Origin of the sequence: Bacillus cereus group sp. Bc031, from assembly GCF_027716265.1 — a bacterium.
Classification (GTDB): domain Bacteria; phylum Bacillota; class Bacilli; order Bacillales; family Bacillaceae_G; genus Bacillus_A; species Bacillus_A paranthracis.
The window spans coordinates 1-18262 of record NZ_JAQFUL010000028.1 but is presented as its reverse complement, the minus strand read 5'-3'; the positions used below and the strand labels follow the sequence as shown (position 1 = coordinate 18262).

Genomic DNA, 18262 nt, shown 5'->3' with positions numbered 1-18262 from the left:
TCGAATTAGTCTTCGATAACGATGCCCATACTGCGTGCAGTACCTTCAACCATACGCATTGCAGCTTCTACGCTAGCAGCGTTTAGGTCAGGCATTTTAGTTTCAGCGATTTCGCGTACTTTATCACGCTTAACAGTTGCCACTTTATTACGGTTTGGTTCACCAGAACCAGACTCAATACCAGCTACTTTCTTAAGAAGAACAGCAGCAGGAGGAGTTTTAGTAATGAAAGTGAATGAACGGTCCTCAAATACCGTAATTTCAACAGGGATGATAAGACCAGCTTGATCTGCTGTACGAGCGTTAAACTCTTTACAGAAGCCCATGATGTTAACACCTGCTTGTCCTAATGCTGGACCAACTGGTGGAGCTGGGTTAGCTTTACCTGCAGGAATTTGAAGCTTTACCATTTTAATTACCTTTTTAGCCACGAGACACACCTCCTTAAGTCCGTGATGTGGTCAATTGGACAGTGATTTGCCCTCCCACGTCATATTTTATCTCTAAGGATAAAATCTTTCAAAAAACGTCTCCGATAACGAAGACGTACTGACTTAAAAGATATTATCACTTTTTACAATTCATTTCAAGTTTCATTTTATAATTTTTCAATTTGATGGAAGTCAAGTTCAACTGGAGTCTCGCGACCAAACATGTCCACAAGCACGCTAACCTTCTTCTTCTCCACATCAATTTCTTCGATAGCACCTGTATAATCTGCGAATGGTCCCTCATTTACACGTACTGTCTCATGAAGTTCAAAGTCGAAATCAACCACTTCGTTGTCCATTCCCATATGTTTCATAATGGTAACAACTTCCTCTTCTAATAGAGGTGATGGTTTAGATCCAGAACCAGAAGAACCAACGAACCCAGTTACACCTGGCGTGTTACGTACAACATACCAAGAGTCATCAGTCATGATTAATTCTACTAATACATAACCTGGGAACACTTTTCTTTTCATTAATTTTTCTTTACCGTTTTTCATTTCTACTTCTACTTCTTCCGGGACAACAACACGGAAAATTTTATCTTGCATACCCATTGATTCTACACGTTTCTCTAGGTTTGCTTTTACTTTATTTTCATATCCAGAATAAGTATGGACAACATACCAACTTTTTTCCATTCATTTAGGACGAGCGTCCTTCCCTCCCTGACGTACATTTTTTTGCGCAAATGAAAAAACCCGTTCACCGGGCTTTTACACAGTTCTTATAAATAACATTATATCATGGATAAGTGCTTCTTATTCAAGAATTAACCAAGAATTAACCGAATTAAAGAAGAAATGCCCATATCAACTACTGCGAAGAAAATCGCAAAGAAGACAACTGTAGCGATAACAGTCGCTGTTGAACGGAGTAATTCATCTTTTTTAGGCCAACTTACTTTTTTCATTTCGCGACCTACATCGCCGAAAAAGTTCGTTAAACGCATCTACGGGACCTCCAGTGTATTATTTCAATTATTTATTTTGTTTCCTTGTGAACTGTATGCTGATTGCATGTTTTACAAAATTTCTTTATTTCAAGTCGCTCTACTGAGCTCGTATCTTTCATCGTAGAGTAGTTTCGATTTTTACACTCTTCACATGAGAGTACAACTTTTTTCCTCATTAGTTACACCAACCTTGTAACATTATGTCCCTAAAAATGTATCATACAATAAAAGACAATGTCAATGACATGCCTTTTGTACTCGCTACAAAAAGAAAACAGGTGATTTTTTACACCTGTAGCTCTTGTTATTAATTTGAAGTGGTACTCTCTCTCATTTCCATATATCGTTCCAATTTCCGCTTCACTCTCTGTAAAGCGTTATCAATAGATTTCACATGTCTATTTAACTGTTCCGAAATCTCTTGATAAGAACGACCGTCTAGATATAAAGAAAGCACTTTTCTTTCTAAATCGCTTAATAATTCAGATATTTTAGATTCTATGTCGGTATATTCTTCCTGACTTATAATCATTTCTTCAGGATCAGTTACCTTCGCTTCCGAAATAACATCTAATAATGTCCGATCAGATTCCTCGTCATAAATCGGTTTATCTAAAGACACATATGAATTTAACGGAATATGTTTTTGCCTGGTTGCTGTTTTAATAGCGGTAATAATTTGTCGAGTGATACACAGTTCAGCAAATGCTTTGAATGAAGACAGCTTGTCCTCTTTATAATCACGAATCGCTTTAAACAATCCAATCATACCTTCTTGAACAATATCTTCTCGATCGGCACCCACTAAGAAATAAGATCTCGATTTCGCGCGAACAAAGTTCTTATATTTGTGAATCAAATATTCTAGAGCGTCAGTATTACCTTTTCGAACTAACTCAACGATTGCCTCATCTTCTAAATCACGAAATGTAACGTCGCCTACACTTACGAAGCCTGCTTCCACCTTGATCCCTCCGACCGCTATTTATTTAGAAATATTATACAGTAAAAAGACAAAGAGCGTCAATGCTTCAACGCTCTCCTCTTCTTAATTTTTCTAACTTTTCTGTAATATCTTTACTAAATATCTTTCGCATAGCAGGTTGCTTTTCTTTTGTGTCTTGTGTACGCCTTCTTACTTGTTGCTCCATCGCTTGTACTTCCAACTCTAATTCCCGCGCAGATTTCCGGAGCGCACCTTGAGCAAATATAACCCATTGTTCCGTATAATCAGAAGTCGCAACATATATTTGCGTATTTATATTTCTAAGCTCAATTGCAAGTTGCTCTATCTTTTCATCTGCAGTTTGATTCTTCCTCGTGAATATAACTTCCACACGTGATTGTTTCATCTTTTTTTCAATACCGTGGACTGTATAAGCATCAAAAACGATCATTACCTTTGTACCTGTGTAACCTTGGTAATCCGCCATCTTATCAATCAGTGCATCTCTTGATGATTGCAAATCTACATCCCGTAGTTTTTTCAAGTCTCCCCAAGCTCCAATAATGTTGTAACCGTCAACGATTAAAATATCGTTCATTTTTTATTTACCAATTTCGTTACGTTTACGATATACCTCATACATTAACAAACTTGCGGCCACTGAAGCATTTAAGGATGTAACTTTACCAACCATCGGTAAAGTAATTAAGAAATCACATTTTTCACCAATAATACGACTCATACCTTTTCCTTCACTTCCAATTACTAATCCAATTGGCATTTTACCATCTAAATTACGGTAATCCGTTTTTCCTTTTGCATCTGTACCAGCAATCCAAAGTCCACGTTCTTTTAATTCATCGATTGTACGAGATAAATTCGTTACACGTGCAACAGGAATATATTCAATTGCCCCAGTAGATGCTTTCGCAACTGATGCAGTAAGTCCCACAGCTCTTCTTTTCGGAATTATAATTCCATGAGCTCCTGTCGCGTCCGCAGTACGCATAATAGAACCGAGGTTATGCGGGTCTTCAATTTCATCTAAAATTAAGAAGAATGGATCTTCATTACGCTTCTCTGCTACTTTGAATAGATCTTCTAGCTCAGCATATTGATATGCGGCCACTTGAGCAATTACACCTTGATGGTTCCCCTCAACTAATTGATCTAACTTCTTTTTTGGTGCATGTTGCAAAATAATTTTATTTTCTTTCGCTAGTGCTAGTACAATTTGTACTTGTCCTTTGGCAGCACCTTCTGCAATCCAAATTTTATTAATATCTCTCCCTGATCGTAACGCTTCAATTACAGGGTTACGTCCGATAATATATTCACTACTCATGATGATGTGCCCCCTTCCTTTTCTTCTAGAACAGCAATTGCCTTATATACAATTTCGTCTAATCTTTCACGATTATTTAATAAGTGATGATAGCCAATTAACGCTTCAAAGGCTGTACTATGTCGATATGTTTGTACATCTGTATTTTTCGGAACAGTACCTGAATTTGCATTACGCCCTCTTCTTAGTACTGCCTCTTCTTCCTCAGTTAAAAACGCTGTCTCTAATAAATGATAAACAACTTTCGCCTGTGCTTTTGCCGAAACAAAGCTTGTCCCTAATCGATGCAACTGATTAGGACGAACCTTCCCTTTTTGAAGTAGGTGATAGCGGATATATTGTTCATATACCGCATCACCCATATATGCTAACGCTAAGCTGTTTAATTGCTTTGCATCAATCATTCTTATCCTCTTTTCCATCTTGTACCTTGAGCGGTATCTTCTAAAATAATATTACGATCTTTTAAATCATCGCGAATTTGATCTGATAATGCAAAATCACGATTTTTACGAGCTTCAATACGTTTTTGAATAAGCGCTTCAATTTCTTCATCTAGTAACTCTTCTTGCGCTAATTCTAACCCTAGAATATCAAATAATGTTTCAAGTTGTTTTACGTATGCTTCAATTACCACTGTAGACGTATGTTCTTCCAGTAAATATTGATTTGCATGATTTGCTACATTATATAACTCAGTGATTGCATTGGCAGTATTGAAGTCATCATTCATCGCTTCTTCAAATGCAGTTTGGAATTTTTTCAGGTCAGCTAACCACTTCTCATCATGATCTGTTAAATCCGTACTACTTTCCATACGGTGTTTTAAATTACCGTAAGCTGTTTTAATTCTTTCCAGTCCGTTATTTGTGCTTCGTAATAACTCTTCACTGAAATTAATTGGGTGACGGTAGTGTACTGATAGCATAAAGAATCTAATTAACTGCGGATCATATTGCTTAATGATATCGTGAACTAAAATGAAGTTCCCAAGTGACTTAGACATTTTCTCATTATTAATATTAATATATCCATTGTGCATCCAATAACGTGCAAATGTTTTTCCTGTTAACGCCTCAGACTGCGCGATTTCATTCTCGTGATGAGGAAATGCCAAGTCTTGACCACCAGCGTGAATATCAATTGTATCCCCTAAGTATTTACGCGCCATTGCCGAGCACTCGATATGCCAGCCTGGGCGACCTTGACCCCAAGGGCTTTCCCAGAAGATTTCTCCTTCTTTCGCAGCTTTCCATAGTGCAAAATCAAGAGGGTCTTGTTTCTTTTCTCCTACTTCAATACGCGCACCGTGACGTAAGTCCGCGATCGGTTGATGTGATAACTTACCGTACCCTTCGAATTCCTTCGTTCTAAAGTACACATCCCCTTCTGATTCATATGCATATCCTTTATTCACAAGTTCTTGAATAAATTCAATAATGATATCCATATTCTCTGTTACACGCGGATGAACTGTTGCATGTTTGCAACCTAGTGCCGTTACATCTTCAAAATATGCTTCCACGAAACGGTCCGCAATTGTCGGCACATCTTCACCTAATTCATTTGCCGCTTTAATTAATTTATCATCTACGTCAGTAAAGTTAGATACATACTGCACATCGTATCCTTTATATTCTAAATAACGGCGCACTGTATCAAATACCATAGGTGGTCTTGCGTTCCCGATGTGAATATAGTTATAAACTGTAGGTCCGCATACATACATCTTTACCTTATTTTCTTCTAATGGAATAAACTCTTCCTTTTGACGTGTTAACGTATTATAAATGTGAATAGTCATTTTTATCCTTCCTTTCTACCTTTACTTCAAGTTGTTTTTTCAATTTATCAAGTTCTACTTCCATGACCTTTAATTTATCAAAAATTGGGTCTGGAAGGTCGGAATGATTCAATTCTTGACCAATCTTTACGCCATTTTGAATAACGACTCGGCCAGGTATACCTACAACTGTAGAATGTGCAGGGACTTCTTTTAATACGACAGAACCTGCTCCAATTTTAGAATTCTCTCCAACTGTAATAGAACCCAGTACTTTAGCACCTGTGGCAATTAATACATTATCCTGAATTGTAGGGTGCCTCTTTCCCTTTTCTTTACCCGTACCACCTAATGTAACTCCTTGATAGATCGTTACATTATCACCAATTTCGCACGTTTCTCCAATTACAACTCCCATTCCATGGTCAATGAAAAAACGACGACCAATTGTTGCTCCTGGATGAATCTCAATGCCAGTAAAGAAACGACTAACTTGTGAGATCCAACGTGCAATAAAGAAGAAATTCTTTTTATAAAAAGCATGTGCAATTCGATGGGCCCAAACTGCATGTAATCCAGAGTAAGTCAAAATGACTTCGAAATAACTTCTTGCCGCTGGATCCTGTTCAAAAACGACTTCAATATCTTCCCGAAGCCTCTTAAACATCGACGTTCCCTCCCCTTTATGGGCTGCTTTTTCGAGTGAACTAACTCCCTACTTATCCCCCTAAATCTTTATACACGTGGATAAAACTTATACTCATACCCAATTTTACGGTATAAAAAAAGGCGTCTCTGTCATATTGACAGAGACGCCTTATAAGCGCGGTTCCACTCTGTTTAGGCTAAAAAAAGCCTCAAACTCATCTCTGATAACGGTGTACACCGCTTCTGCTTACTTTACGTCCTAAGACGTTTCGCAAAACAATTTGCTGTTCAGCAGAAGACTCGAAGGGGCATTTCAAAAATCCGCTTATAAACCACTTCCAGCCTAAGGTGGTTCTCTCTGTAAAAAGCCTGATTTTCTACTTCTCCTTCTCGTCGCTTTTCCTTATTAGGTTTTAAGTATACTTATTATATTTCTAAACCTAGAAAATGTTAACCAATTACTTTTTGAAGACGATTTAAAACTTTTTCTTTTCCAAGAAGTGCAATAGCATTAGGAAGCTCTGGACCGTGTGTTTGACCAGTAGTTGCAACACGGATTGGCATAAATAAATTTTTACCTTTATGACCTGTTTCCTTTTGAACTGCTTTAATAGCCGCCTTAATTGCTGCCGGTTCCATAGCTTCTAGTGCTTCTACTTGACCAGCAAATGCACGAAGTACTTCTGGTACTTGTTCACCTTTTAATACTTCTTGTCCTTCTTCTTCATAATCAACATGATCTTTGAAGAACATTTCAGAAAGCTCTACAATTTCAGCTCCAAAGCTCATTTGTTCATGATATAACGCAATTACATCACGAATCCAAGCTTGTTCTTGTTCACTTAAAGTTTCACCTATACGTCCAGCCTTCACTAAATGCGGTAAGCTTAATTCTACCACCGTATCTAAATCTTGCTTTTTCATATATTGGTTGTTCATCCATTTTAGTTTTTGAGAATCAAATAATGCAGGTGATTTTGATAAACGAGCTGCATCAAACATTTTGATAAACTCTTCTTGAGAGAAGATTTCTTCTTCTCCTACTGGCGACCAACCTAGTAGTGCAATAAAGTTAAAGATTGCTTCTGGAAGATATCCAAGCTCTTTATATTGCTCAATAAATTGAATAATAGATTCATCACGCTTACTTAATTTTTTACGGCTTTCATTTACAATTAAAGTCATATGACCGAATTGCGGAATATCCCAACCGAAAGCTTCATAAATCATCATTTGTTTTGGCGTGTTTGAAATATGGTCATCACCACGAAGTACGTGTGTAATTTCCATTAAGTGATCATCTACTGCTACTGCAAAGTTATAAGTTGGAATTCCATCTTTTTTCACGATAACGAAATCACCGAAATCATTTGAATGGAATGCAACTTCATCTTTTACAATATCTTTAAATGTGTAATCACGGTCAGCTGGTACGCGGAAACGAATACTTGGAATACGTCCCTCAGCTTCAAATTCTTTCACTTGCGCTTCAGTTAAATCACGGTGGTTACCTGCGTAACGAGGTGTTTCACCACGAGCAATTTGCCCTTCGCGTTCTGCTTCTAGCTCTTCTTCTGTCATATAACATTTGTAAGCTAAACCACGCTCTAATAAATCTTCATATAACTTTTTATAAATATCTAAACGCTCTGTTTGACGATATGGTCCAAATTCACCACCAACATCAACACCTTCATCCCAGTCCATACCGAGCCATTTCAAGTATTTTAATTGGCTTTCTTCTCCACCAGCAACATTACGTTTTACATCAGTATCTTCAATACGAATAATAAACTTACCATCTTGATGACGAGCAAATAAATAATTAAATAATGCCGTACGCGCATTTCCGATATGTAAGTGTCCTGTTGGACTTGGCGCATAGCGCACTCTCACTTGCTTTTCCATAATTGGTACACCTTCCATTCTTAATGTCAACACATTCTATAATTGTACACCAAAAAAATGTGATTATCCATCTTACGAATTAAAAACCATTATTTTTTCTGTAATAAAACAACTGCTTGAGAAGCAATTCCTTCTTCTCTACCTGTAAATCCTAATTTTTCTGTTGTTGTTGCCTTTACATTGATATTATCGATAGACGTTTCTAATAGCTCACTAATACGTTTGCGCATACTTTCAATATGTGGTGCCATTTTTGGCTTTTGAGCAATAATTGTACAATCTAAATTCCCTAATTCATAACCTTGTTCACGCACAAACTCCCAAACCTTTTGCAATAATACAGCTGAATCAGCATCTTTAAAGGCAGGGTCTGTATCAGGAAAATGTTTCCCAATATCTCCTGCTGCAATTGCACCTAAACACGCATCCGCGATTGTATGTAACAATACATCTGCATCAGAGTGACCGATTAATCCTTTCTCATGTGGAATTGTAATTCCGCCAATAATTAACGGTCTACCTTCCGCGAATTCATGCACATCAAAACCTTGTCCAATTCGAAACATTTTTTACATCCTCCTCGAGCTAAACTACTGAGCTTTATGATTCTATATTATATCGCTATCCTTATAAAGAAAAGCCCGGCCTTTGCCGAGCTTCTCTTCGCTATAATCATTGCTATCATTTCTTTTGAACGTGAAGAAAACTTTCAGCAATTAGTAAATCCTCTGGGGTCGTCACTTTAATATTATAGTAACTCCCCTCTACTACACCTACTTGCTTCCCGATACGTTCTACGAGACTTGCATCATCTGTACCAAGGAAACAACTCTGCTTCGCACTTCTATGAGCTTCTAACAAAAGAGAAACAGAGAACCCTTGCGGTGTTTGAACAGCTTTAAGTTGAGATCTTTCTACCGTTTCGACAACAACACCCTGCTCTACTTTCTTAACAGTATCTTTCACTGGCACCGCACAAATGGAAGCTCCATATTTTTCTGCTGCCGTTAATACATCTTGGATCACTTTATTCGTTACGAACGGGCGCGCACCGTCATGTACAAGAACATACTCAACATCACTCGTATGCTGAATCGCATTATATACACTATCTTGTCTTTCAGCTCCACCTTGAATAAATTGTACTGGCTTTGCAACCGGATACTTTTGCATTAACTCTTCAAAATACGGACGCTCTTCTTCGTTAATTGCCATAATAATATTTTTACATGCTTTATCCTGTTCGAAAGCACGTAACGTATGCACAATAATCGGTACTTCATTAATAAGTAAGAACAACTTATTTTTGCCAGCACCCATCCGCTTTCCTTGACCAGCTGCTGGAATAATTAATGTATACATATTAATAATCCTCTACTTATAATGCTTTTTCTAATAATTTACGTTTGGCAAAAATCATGCGCCCAGCCGACGTTTGTAACACACTCGTAACGAGTACATCGAGTTGTGAGCCTACATATTCTCTACCATCTTCTACTACAATCATCGTGCCGTCATCTAAATATGCTACACCTTGATTTTGTTCTTTTCCATCTTTTACAACATACACACTTAATTCTTCACCTGGGAGTACAACAGGTTTAATTGCATTAGCTAAATCATTAATGTTTAACACCGTTACCCCTTGTAATTCAGAGACTTTGTTTAAGTTGAAGTCATTCGTTACTACCGTTCCACCAGTGATTTTCGCCAACTTTACAAGTTTGCTATCCACTTCCTGAATATCATCGAAATCGCCTTCATAAATTTCTACCGGGATCGGCATCTCTTTTTGAATACGATTTAAAATATCTAATCCTCTGCGACCACGATTACGTTTTAAAGCATCAGAAGAATCGGCAATGTGCTGAAGTTCTTCTAACACGAATTGCGGAATGACAATTGTTCCTTCTAAAAACTTTGTTTGGCAAATATCAGCAATACGTCCATCGATAATTACACTTGTATCGAGAATTTTCCAATGCGCTAAAGATTCTTCTACCTCATTTTCTGGTTCTTCATTCTCACTATTATTATTTTTCTTCTTCCCACGTTGTGGTAATGTAAATAATCCTAGCAATTCATTCCTCTTTTTAAACCCTACTTGGAATCCTAAATATCCTAGTAAAAGAGTAAAGAACACTTGCAACACTGTACTAATAACTGGAATTGTAAATTCACGAATTGGTATTAAAATTAAATACGCAACAATAAGCCCAGAGATTAAACCTAATGTACCAAACAAAACATCTGCTACAGGCGCTTTTACAAGAGCCTCTTCAATATGCTTAATAAGTTGAACAATATAATCTACAAGCCAAAATGTTGTTAAAAATAAAATAATTGCACCAATAATTGCACGAACATACGATCCTTCCAATAAAGGAACGGCACCGATGTCTAATACATTAATAACTTTTGGGATTAAGTAAATCCCTAACGCTCCCCCGATTACTAAAAAGAAGAGCTGTACAATCCGTTTTAACATCCAACCACCTCCTACTCATTATTAACCATTGTTTCGCTAATCAAAACGCCGAATGCAAAAGCGGACGTGTTTTTTTATAAATAGTTTTATTTACCAATATATCATATCATATACCAAAAATGTTCTAGTGTCGTTATATTATGGAATCAATGTAATATTCTTAATTGTGTCTACTCATATAGAGATGCTCTTGAATTCTTTTTAGGCCTTCTCGTATTTTCTTCGCCCTGACTTCTCCAATTCCTTCCACATCATCTAATTCATTAATAGTTGCACGACAAACACCTTGCAAAGTTTTAAATCGATTAATTAAATTTTCAATGATAAGTGGTGGAACACGCGAAATTTTGCTTGTGATTCGGTATCCTCTCGGCGTCACACTTTCTTCTAAACTCGTTTGTCCTGGGTATCCAAGCAATTTAACTAAATCACTGTCCTCTAGAAGTTGTGTATTCGCAAGTTCTTGTAACTTTTTCAAAATTTGATGATGGTCTTGTGTTTTTTCTTGATAGTAATCTTTAATTAATAGCGCTGCCTCTGCTTCTAAGTCGGCTAATAGTTCCGTAAGTTGTAAACGAATTAACCTACCTTCTGTTCCCAATTCATGAATATAGCTCAATATTTCATTTTTAATACGTAGTACCATTTCAACACTATGTAAAACATGGACTACCTCGGACATTGTAACAACCTCTTCAAATTCTAGAATGCCCAAATTCGTAATCCCATCATTCCATACAGCCTTATATTTTTCTAACGTTTGGATAGCTTGATTCGCCTTTGTTAAAATAACGCCTATATCTTTTAGTGTATAACGTAAATTCCCTTGATATAGCGTAATTACGTTACGTCTTTGTGAAATAGCCACAACAAGGCTGCCTGTCTGCTTTGCTACACGCTCCGCCGTTCGGTGGCGCATACCTGTCTCAATAGAGTCAATAGATGACTCTGGAACTAACTGTGCGTTCGAAATCAAAATTTTACTTCCCGTTTCATTTAAAATAAGTGCCCCATCCATTTTTGCTAATTCATATAAACTAGCTGGAGAGAATGCACAATTAATATGAAAACCTCCATCAACAATACTTTTAATCTGCTCATTATATCCAAGAACAATTAATCCCCCTGTTTGTGCGCGAAGTACATTATCTATCCCTTCGCGCAGTGGTGTTCCCGGGGCCACAAGTTGTAAAATATTAATCATACTTTTGACACGTTGCTTGTTTTCTTCCATAGCCTAGCCTCCTAATGTCAAACGAAGTGCTTCTCCTAAATTAGATACACCAACTACCTCAATCCCATCTGGAATTGTCCATCCTCCCAAATTTTTTCTAGGAATAATAGCGCGTTGAAATCCTAATTTAGCTGCTTCTTGTACACGTTGTTCAATTCTTGATACTCTTCTTATTTCTCCAGTTAATCCTACTTCTCCTATTACTGCATCGGTTGGTGCCGTAGATTTATCTCTAAAACTTGAAGCTATACTTAAGGCGACAGCTAAATCAATTGCTGGTTCATCTAACTTCAAACCACCTGCTACTTTTAAATATGCATCCTGATTTTGCAATAATAAGCCTGTTCTTTTTTCTAGCACTGCCATAATAAGCGATACACGGTTATGATCAATTCCCGTTGCCATTCTTCGAGGGTTTCCAAAACTAGTAGGGGAAATTAATGCTTGTATTTCTACTAAAACTGGTCTTGTTCCTTCCATTGAAGCAACCACTGTTGATCCTGCAACCCCAACTGGTCTTTCCTCAAGAAAAATTTCAGAAGGGTTTAATACTTCTGCAAGGCCAAGCTCTTTCATTTCAAAAATACCCATTTCATTCGTAGAACCAAAACGATTCTTTACTGCTCGCAAAATGCGGTATGTATGATGACGGTCTCCTTCAAAGTAAAGAACTGCATCGACCATATGTTCTAACATACGAGGTCCTGCAATCGCTCCCTCTTTTGTCACATGTCCAACGATAAAAATAGGGATTCCTTTCGTTTTTGCAAGTTTCATTAATTCCGCTGTACATTCACGAACTTGTGCCACACTTCCCGGTGCTGATGTTACTTCAGGTAGATGTATTGTTTGAATAGAATCAATAACAACAAAGGCTGGGTTCACCTCTTCAATATGTGTTGCAATTCGCTGTAAGTCCGTCTCTGATACAACAAATAGATTACTACCATTTACATGTAAACGATCCGCACGCAGTTTAATCTGTTTTGCTGATTCTTCACCCGATATATATAGGACATCATATGAAGAATCCGCTAATTGTGATGATATTTGTAATAGTAACGTTGATTTTCCAATCCCGGGGTCTCCACCAATCAGTACTAAGGATCCATCTACAATCCCGCCACCAAGTACACGGTTAAATTCTTGAAATTTTGTTTCAATACGCGCCTCAGACTTTGTTTCCACTTCTGTTAGACGTCTTGGTTTTGTTACTTCTGTTTGAATTGCATTCGCATAATTAAGGCGCCTTGATGATACAACCGGTTCCATCTCTTCAACAAGCGTATTCCATTGACCACATCCAGGGCATTTCCCCATATATTTTGGTGACTGATACCCACACTCTTGACATGTGAATTTTGTTTTCTTTTTAGCCATATCGTTTTATATCTCACTTCACTTTCATCTATAAACAATTTATCCTTATCGTACAAGAAAGAGGGCTATCTCGTAGCCCTCTTAGTTTGTCTATACTTATTTTACCTTTTCAGCACTATGAATGACAAATGATTCTCCTTCAACATCAAAGATAACTTTTTGTCCTTTCTCAATAGCACCTTTTAAAAGTTCTTCCGATAGTCTATCTTCTACATGTTTCTGAATTGCTCTACGAAGCGGACGAGCACCGTACTCTCGGTCAAACCCTTTATCAGCAATAGCCGAAATCGCTCCTTCTGTTAAATGCAATTCAATTTCTTGCTCTTTTAAGCGATTTACTAACTGATTTACCATAAGTGTTACAATCTCTTGAATATGTTTTTTCTCAAGCATATGGAACACGATAATTTCATCAATACGGTTTAAGAATTCTGGACGGAATGCCTTTTTCAGTTCATCCATTACTTTACCTTTCATATCTGAATAATCGCGGCTCTCATCTTGTACGTTAAATCCAAGATGTTTATTACGTTTTAACGCTTCTGCACCAACGTTAGATGTCATAATAACAATTGTATTACGGAAATCAACTGTACGCCCTTTAGAATCTGTTAAGCGACCATCTTCTAATACTTGTAGTAAAATGTTAAACACATCAGGATGAGCTTTCTCTACTTCATCTAATAAGACAACTGAATATGGCTTACGGCGAACCTTTTCTGTTAATTGTCCACCTTCTTCATATCCAACATATCCTGGAGGAGATCCAACTAAACGAGAAGTAGAATGCTTCTCCATGTACTCAGACATATCGATGCGAATCATTGCATCCTCATCACCGAACATAGATTCTGCCAACGCTCTTGCTAGCTCCGTTTTACCTACACCTGTTGGTCCTAAGAAAATAAATGAACCAATCGGACGTTTCGGATCTTTCAAACCTGCTCTAGCACGACGAACAGCTTTCGCCACAGCTACTACCGCTTCATCTTGACCAATAACACGATCGTGAAGAATCGATTCTAAGTTTAATAATTTATCAGTCTCTGTTTGTGCAAGCTTAGAAACCGGGATACGAGTCCACGTAGAAACAACATTTGCAATATCTTCTACTGTCACTTCTGAGTTTTCTTTTCCTTGTTGCTCTTTCCATTGACGCTTCGTATCTTCTAACTTCTCACGTAAACGTTGTTCCATATCACGTAAGGAAGCAGCTTTTTCAAACTCTTGACTTTGTACAGCTGCATCTTTTTCTTTTCTAATTTCCTCAAGCTTCACTTCAAGCTCTTTTAGATTTGGTGGTGTTGTATAAGAGCGTAAGCGAACCTTTGAAGCAGCTTCATCAATTAAATCAATTGCTTTATCTGGTAAGAAACGATCTGTAATATAACGATCTGAAAGCTTTACAGCTGCATCAATTGCATCATCTGTAATAGATACGCGGTGATGTGCCTCATAACGATCGCGTAAACCTTTCAAAATTTGAGTTGATTCATCTAAACTTGGCTCATCAACGTGAATTGGTTGGAAACGTCTCTCTAAAGCTGCATCTTTTTCAATATATTTGCGATATTCATCTAACGTTGTCGCTCCAATACATTGTAATTCCCCACGAGCTAAAGATGGTTTTAAAATGTTCGATGCGTCAATAGCACCTTCTGCTCCACCTGCACCAATTAATGTATGAAGTTCATCAATAAATAGAATGATATTTCCTGCTTGGCGGATTTCATCCATTACTTTCTTCAAACGGTCTTCAAATTCACCACGGTATTTCGTTCCGGCTACCACTGTACCCATATCTAGTGTCATAACACGCTTATCTCTTAAAGTTTCAGGAACTTCATTATTTACGATTTGTTGTGCTAATCCTTCTGCAATTGCCGTTTTACCTACACCAGGCTCCCCAATTAATACAGGATTGTTTTTCGTTCTACGGCTTAAAACTTCAATTACACGTTGAATTTCTTTACCACGTCCAATAACAGGGTCTAAACGATTTTCACGTGCAACAACTGTTAAATCACGTGCTAAGCTATCAAGTGTTGGTGTATTTGCATTTGTTGAAGAACCACCTTGATGACCTGAACTTGCTTCATTACTTCCAAGAAGTTGCAATACTTGTTGTCTTGCCTTATTTAAGCTAACACCTAAGTTATTTAAAACACGTGCTGCTACCCCTTCACCCTCGCGGATTAAACCAAGTAAAATATGTTCTGTTCCAACGTAAGAATGACCTAATTTACGAGCTTCATCCATAGACAGCTCAATAACCTTTTTAGCACGCGGTGTATAATGTACGGTTTGAGAAGCTTCTGTTCCGCGTCCAATTAACGCTTCTACTTCTTTTTGAACTTTCTCCGGGCTTAATCCAAGAGCAATCAACGCTTTTGCTGCAATTCCTTCAGCTTCGCGTACAAGCCCAAGTAAAATATGTTCTGTTCCAATATTGTTATGCCCAATACGAATCGCTTCCTCTTGAGATAAAGCTAATACTTTCTGTGCTCTTTCTGTAAATCTTCCAAACATCATAGAAATCGCCTCCTACTTGCGCTTAGTTTTTTTCAATACGTAATCGCTCACGGATTAAGGTTGCTCTTCGATAATCTCTTTCTTCTGGCCCTAAAGGTCCTCCCGCATATTGTTGTAAAATGCCTGGTTGTGTAAGAACCATTAGCTCAGTCAAAATATTTCTCGATATACCTTTTATATATCCTAAATCAATACCAAGTCGTAAATCTGATAAGCAATTTGCTGCTTCCGTAGATTGAATTAAACGACTGTTGGCTAGTATGCCATAAGAGCGATAAACTTTATCTTCAAGCTCAATACTTGAATTTTGTACAATTAATTCTCTAGCCATCTTTTCTTGCTGTATGATTTGTTGAATGACACTCTTTAAATCTGCAATAATATCTTCTTCAGATTTTCCTAGCGTCATTTGGTTTGACACTTGAAATATATTACCTAACGCTTCGCTACCTTCACCGTATATTCCTCTTACTACTAACCCTAATTTTTGAATTACTTGTATAATACGGCTAATTCTTTTCGTTAAAACGAGCCCTGGTAAATGGATCATTACGGAAGCCCTAAGTCCTGTACCAACGTTAGTAGGGCAGCTCGTAATATATCCAAGTGATTCATCAAAAGCATATTCAACCTCTTTCTCAATCCAATTATCTATTTGATTGGCACTTTGAAGTGCCTCTGATAACTGCAATCCTGAAAATAAGCACTGAATCCGAATATGGTCTTCTTCATTCAGCATAACACTAATATGTTCGTTTTCTGACAATAGACACGCTCCATATTCTGTTCCTGCAAGGTTGGGACTAATTAAATGCTTTTCAACTAATACTCTCCTTTGAAGAGGCGTTAATTCATTCATTTTTAATAGTTCAAACTCTCCAAAAGGTTCTACTGTTTTATTTATAAATTCCTTTTTAAATAATTCTTGAATCTGTTTAGCTTCTTCTTCGTTTTGCATAGTAGAGAATTGATATTTTTTAAAATTACGAGCCAAACGAATTCGACTACTTAAAACAATATCAGAATCAGGGCCATCTCCCTTCATCCATGGACTAATCGCTTCATTCATAATTTTGTCCAGTGACATAGAACTATTCCCCCTCTCTATGCTCACTAAGCTGAGTTTCAATATTTCTAATTTTATCCCTTACTCCAGCAGCTTTCTCAAATTCCTCTTTCTGTACGTATTGTTTCAAAATGAGTTTTAGTTCATCTAATTCTTTCTTTAAGTGAATATTTCCTTCTATACGCTTCGGAATTTTTCCACAATGATCTGTATGCCCGCCGTGAAGGCGTTTTAATAACGGCTTTAAATGTTCCTTAAATGTATCGTAACAAGAAGCACATCCAAAGCGTCCTACCTTTGTAAGTTGCTCATATGTCATTTTACAATTTGGACATCTTAATATATTTGTGTTCGAAAATCCGCTTTTTTCTTCTTCAAACATTGTTGATTCACCGTGTAATAACCCAGCAAATAAATCATGGAATGAAAAGTTAGACTGCGATGATTGAAAGAAAGACGTATAGCCACTTTGTTCTGCACATTGCTCACAAAGATGAACTTCCGCCTTCTTTTCGTTAATTACTTTTGTATAATGTAAAGTTGCTGGTCTTATATTACAGTTTTGACAAGTCATCACTATCCCCACCTTTACAACAGGAACGATCTATCTCATAGTACTTTTCATACATTACTAGACTGTTCACTTTCCTTTATTCGTTTACATAAAAGTGCGTGTTCTTTTTTCAAAACTTCTACAATATTTAACTGCCTTATCTTTTAGTTATTATTCTTTTACAAAAGCTGTATTTATTTATATTTCAGTGTTCTTAACATTGCGCATAATATTCGAGCCCTAAGTTCATCTCGAGAAGGAACATCCATTGATAATACAGAACGATCTAGTACGCTTAACATAAGTTTAGCTTCACGATTCGTTATGATTCCCTCTTCTATTAAACGTATAATCATACTCTCTGCATTTCCTTGCGCAACGCTATGATCAATCATATGAAGCATTTGATCAATAATGTCTATATCGTCATGCAGTTTGACTTTTATAATGCGAATGTAACCTCCTCCACCACGTTTACTTTCTACTACAAATCCTCTTTCTAACGTAAAACGGGTATTGATCACATAATTGATTTGAGATGGTACGCACTCGAATCGATCCGCAATCTCATTTCTCTTGATTTCAATCACATTATTATTACTTAAGTCAATAACTTGCTTTAGATATTGCTCAATGATATCAGATATATTTCTCATTTATCCGCCACCTTTATTGACTTTGACTATCTTTGACTTTAATTATATACGTATTAATAAAATTTGCAACTCTTTTGCTTATTTACTATCCTAGCCACATTCCCCTGTATTTAATCAAAATAATAATGATTTAAATACATTTTTTATTACTATGGATTATAAAAGAAAACACGAAAAAACACGAGTCATTTGACTCGTGCTTAGTTGCTTGGCGACGTCCTACTCTCACAGGGACAAGGTCCCAACTACCATCGGCGCTAGAGAGCTTAACTTCCGT

The 18262-nt window shown here is 37.1% G+C and carries 20 protein-coding genes and 1 other annotated feature; all 20 genes read right to left on the bottom strand.

All coding sequences use genetic code 11. From position 1 onward, the window contains the following. Positions 1–5: 5 nt before the first annotated feature. The 20 genes from rplK to ctsR all read right to left on the bottom strand — a co-directional run bounded on the left by rplK (position 6) and on the right by ctsR (position 17985). A complete protein-coding gene (gene rplK, locus PDQ33_RS12870; RefSeq protein ID WP_001085872.1) occupies positions 6–431 on the bottom strand; it encodes a 50S ribosomal protein L11 in 426 nt (141 codons plus the stop codon). A gap of 167 nt (positions 432–598) precedes the next feature. After that, the gene (gene nusG, locus PDQ33_RS12865; protein WP_000415794.1) at positions 599–1132 is read right to left on the bottom strand and encodes a transcription termination/antitermination protein NusG; all 534 of its coding nucleotides are present in this window, start codon (positions 1130–1132) and stop codon (positions 599–601) included. 131 nt (positions 1133–1263) lie between these two features. Continuing rightward, positions 1264–1443, bottom strand: coding sequence for a preprotein translocase subunit SecE (gene secE, locus PDQ33_RS12860; RefSeq protein WP_001241321.1), 180 nt, complete (start codon positions 1441–1443; stop codon positions 1264–1266). A 32-nt stretch (positions 1444–1475) separates the two neighbouring features. After that, positions 1476–1622 (bottom strand): 50S ribosomal protein L33, encoded by a 147-nt coding sequence (rpmG, locus tag PDQ33_RS12855; RefSeq protein WP_002070160.1) that lies wholly within the window; start codon positions 1620–1622, stop codon positions 1476–1478. 131 nt (positions 1623–1753) lie between these two features. Continuing rightward, a complete protein-coding gene (locus PDQ33_RS12850) occupies positions 1754–2410 on the bottom strand; it encodes an RNA polymerase sporulation sigma factor SigH (RefSeq protein WP_000387199.1) in 657 nt (218 codons plus the stop codon). Between the two features lie 67 nt (positions 2411–2477). Next, the gene (locus PDQ33_RS12845; RefSeq protein ID WP_000997883.1) at positions 2478–2990 is read right to left on the bottom strand and encodes an NYN domain-containing protein; all 513 of its coding nucleotides are present in this window, start codon (positions 2988–2990) and stop codon (positions 2478–2480) included. Between the two features lie 3 nt (positions 2991–2993). Then, complete coding sequence (gene rlmB / locus PDQ33_RS12840) at positions 2994–3737, bottom strand: 23S rRNA (guanosine(2251)-2'-O)-methyltransferase RlmB (RefSeq protein WP_000093759.1); 744 nt, start codon at positions 3735–3737, stop codon at positions 2994–2996. Further along, positions 3734–4141, bottom strand: coding sequence for a Mini-ribonuclease 3 (locus tag PDQ33_RS12835; protein WP_000564261.1), 408 nt, complete (start codon positions 4139–4141; stop codon positions 3734–3736). The genes rlmB and PDQ33_RS12835 overlap by 4 nt, the downstream gene beginning before the upstream one ends. Positions 4142–4143: 2 nt before the next feature. After that, a complete protein-coding gene (cysS, locus tag PDQ33_RS12830) occupies positions 4144–5541 on the bottom strand; it encodes a cysteine--tRNA ligase (RefSeq protein ID WP_000152257.1) in 1398 nt (465 codons plus the stop codon). Beyond that, entirely contained in the window at positions 5522–6187 is a 666-nt protein-coding gene (cysE, locus tag PDQ33_RS12825) for a serine O-acetyltransferase (RefSeq protein ID WP_000476500.1), read from the bottom strand. Before cysE ends, cysS begins: the two co-directional genes overlap by 20 nt. Positions 6188–6325: 138 nt before the next feature. Further along, positions 6326–6571 (bottom strand) — a binding site (T-box leader). Positions 6572–6618: 47 nt separating this feature from the next. Next, positions 6619–8076 (bottom strand): glutamate--tRNA ligase, encoded by a 1458-nt coding sequence (gltX, locus tag PDQ33_RS12820; protein WP_000415154.1) that lies wholly within the window; start codon positions 8074–8076, stop codon positions 6619–6621. Positions 8077–8165: 89 nt separating this feature from the next. Then, positions 8166–8642 (bottom strand): 2-C-methyl-D-erythritol 2,4-cyclodiphosphate synthase, encoded by a 477-nt coding sequence (ispF, locus tag PDQ33_RS12815; protein WP_000488386.1) that lies wholly within the window; start codon positions 8640–8642, stop codon positions 8166–8168. 115 nt (positions 8643–8757) lie between these two features. Further along, positions 8758–9438, bottom strand: a complete 681-nt coding sequence (gene ispD, locus PDQ33_RS12810; RefSeq protein WP_000288304.1) for a 2-C-methyl-D-erythritol 4-phosphate cytidylyltransferase — start codon at positions 9436–9438, stop codon at positions 8758–8760. A gap of 16 nt (positions 9439–9454) precedes the next feature. Next, positions 9455–10564, bottom strand: coding sequence for a PIN/TRAM domain-containing protein (locus PDQ33_RS12805; protein WP_000919684.1), 1110 nt, complete (start codon positions 10562–10564; stop codon positions 9455–9457). Between the two features lie 160 nt (positions 10565–10724). Next, positions 10725–11798: a DNA integrity scanning diadenylate cyclase DisA gene (gene disA, locus PDQ33_RS12800; RefSeq protein WP_000392171.1), complete on the bottom strand. Its 1074-nt coding sequence runs from the start codon at positions 11796–11798 to the stop codon at positions 10725–10727. A gap of 3 nt (positions 11799–11801) precedes the next feature. After that, complete coding sequence (radA, locus tag PDQ33_RS12795; protein ID WP_001085212.1) at positions 11802–13178, bottom strand: DNA repair protein RadA; 1377 nt, start codon at positions 13176–13178, stop codon at positions 11802–11804. A 96-nt stretch (positions 13179–13274) separates the two neighbouring features. Continuing rightward, positions 13275–15710 (bottom strand): ATP-dependent protease ATP-binding subunit ClpC, encoded by a 2436-nt coding sequence (clpC, locus tag PDQ33_RS12790; protein WP_270393358.1) that lies wholly within the window; start codon positions 15708–15710, stop codon positions 13275–13277. Between the two features lie 22 nt (positions 15711–15732). Continuing rightward, positions 15733–16797: a protein arginine kinase gene (locus PDQ33_RS12785; RefSeq protein ID WP_061131947.1), complete on the bottom strand. Its 1065-nt coding sequence runs from the start codon at positions 16795–16797 to the stop codon at positions 15733–15735. A gap of 4 nt (positions 16798–16801) precedes the next feature. Beyond that, positions 16802–17350 carry a UvrB/UvrC motif-containing protein gene (locus PDQ33_RS12780; protein ID WP_000128381.1) on the bottom strand — a complete coding sequence of 183 codons (549 nt, stop codon included), beginning with the start codon at positions 17348–17350 and terminating at the stop codon, positions 16802–16804. Between the two features lie 173 nt (positions 17351–17523). Beyond that, positions 17524–17985, bottom strand: a complete 462-nt coding sequence (gene ctsR / locus PDQ33_RS12775; RefSeq protein WP_001244563.1) for a transcriptional regulator CtsR — start codon at positions 17983–17985, stop codon at positions 17524–17526. Between the last annotated feature and the right edge of the window lie 277 nt (positions 17986–18262).

Coding starts and splice junctions, on each gene's coding strand:
- PDQ33_RS12805 (WP_000919684.1), bottom strand. CDS start 10,564: ATGTTAAAACGGATTGTACAGCTCTTCTTTTTAGTAATCGGGGGAGCG.
- PDQ33_RS12835 (WP_000564261.1), bottom strand. CDS start 4,141: ATGATTGATGCAAAGCAATTAAACAGCTTAGCGTTAGCATATATGGGT.
- PDQ33_RS12845 (WP_000997883.1), bottom strand. CDS start 2,990: ATGAACGATATTTTAATCGTTGACGGTTACAACATTATTGGAGCTTGG.
- radA (WP_001085212.1), bottom strand. CDS start 13,178: ATGGCTAAAAAGAAAACAAAATTCACATGTCAAGAGTGTGGGTATCAG.
- disA (WP_000392171.1), bottom strand. CDS start 11,798: ATGGAAGAAAACAAGCAACGTGTCAAAAGTATGATTAATATTTTACAA.
- secE (WP_001241321.1), bottom strand. CDS start 1,443: ATGCGTTTAACGAACTTTTTCGGCGATGTAGGTCGCGAAATGAAAAAA.
- rpmG (WP_002070160.1), bottom strand. CDS start 1,622: ATGAGGAAAAAAGTTGTACTCTCATGTGAAGAGTGTAAAAATCGAAAC.
- gltX (WP_000415154.1), bottom strand. CDS start 8,076: ATGGAAAAGCAAGTGAGAGTGCGCTATGCGCCAAGTCCAACAGGACAC.
- cysS (WP_000152257.1), bottom strand. CDS start 5,541: ATGACTATTCACATTTATAATACGTTAACACGTCAAAAGGAAGAGTTT.
- ctsR (WP_001244563.1), bottom strand. CDS start 17,985: ATGAGAAATATATCTGATATCATTGAGCAATATCTAAAGCAAGTTATT.
- ispF (WP_000488386.1), bottom strand. CDS start 8,642: ATGTTTCGAATTGGACAAGGTTTTGATGTGCATGAATTCGCGGAAGGT.
- ispD (WP_000288304.1), bottom strand. CDS start 9,438: ATGTATACATTAATTATTCCAGCAGCTGGTCAAGGAAAGCGGATGGGT.
- PDQ33_RS12785 (WP_061131947.1), bottom strand. CDS start 16,797: ATGTCACTGGACAAAATTATGAATGAAGCGATTAGTCCATGGATGAAG.
- rlmB (WP_000093759.1), bottom strand. CDS start 3,737: ATGAGTAGTGAATATATTATCGGACGTAACCCTGTAATTGAAGCGTTA.
- PDQ33_RS12780 (WP_000128381.1), bottom strand. CDS start 17,350: ATGACTTGTCAAAACTGTAATATAAGACCAGCAACTTTACATTATACA.
- clpC (WP_270393358.1), bottom strand. CDS start 15,710: ATGATGTTTGGAAGATTTACAGAAAGAGCACAGAAAGTATTAGCTTTA.
- cysE (WP_000476500.1), bottom strand. CDS start 6,187: ATGTTTAAGAGGCTTCGGGAAGATATTGAAGTCGTTTTTGAACAGGAT.
- nusG (WP_000415794.1), bottom strand. CDS start 1,132: ATGGAAAAAAGTTGGTATGTTGTCCATACTTATTCTGGATATGAAAAT.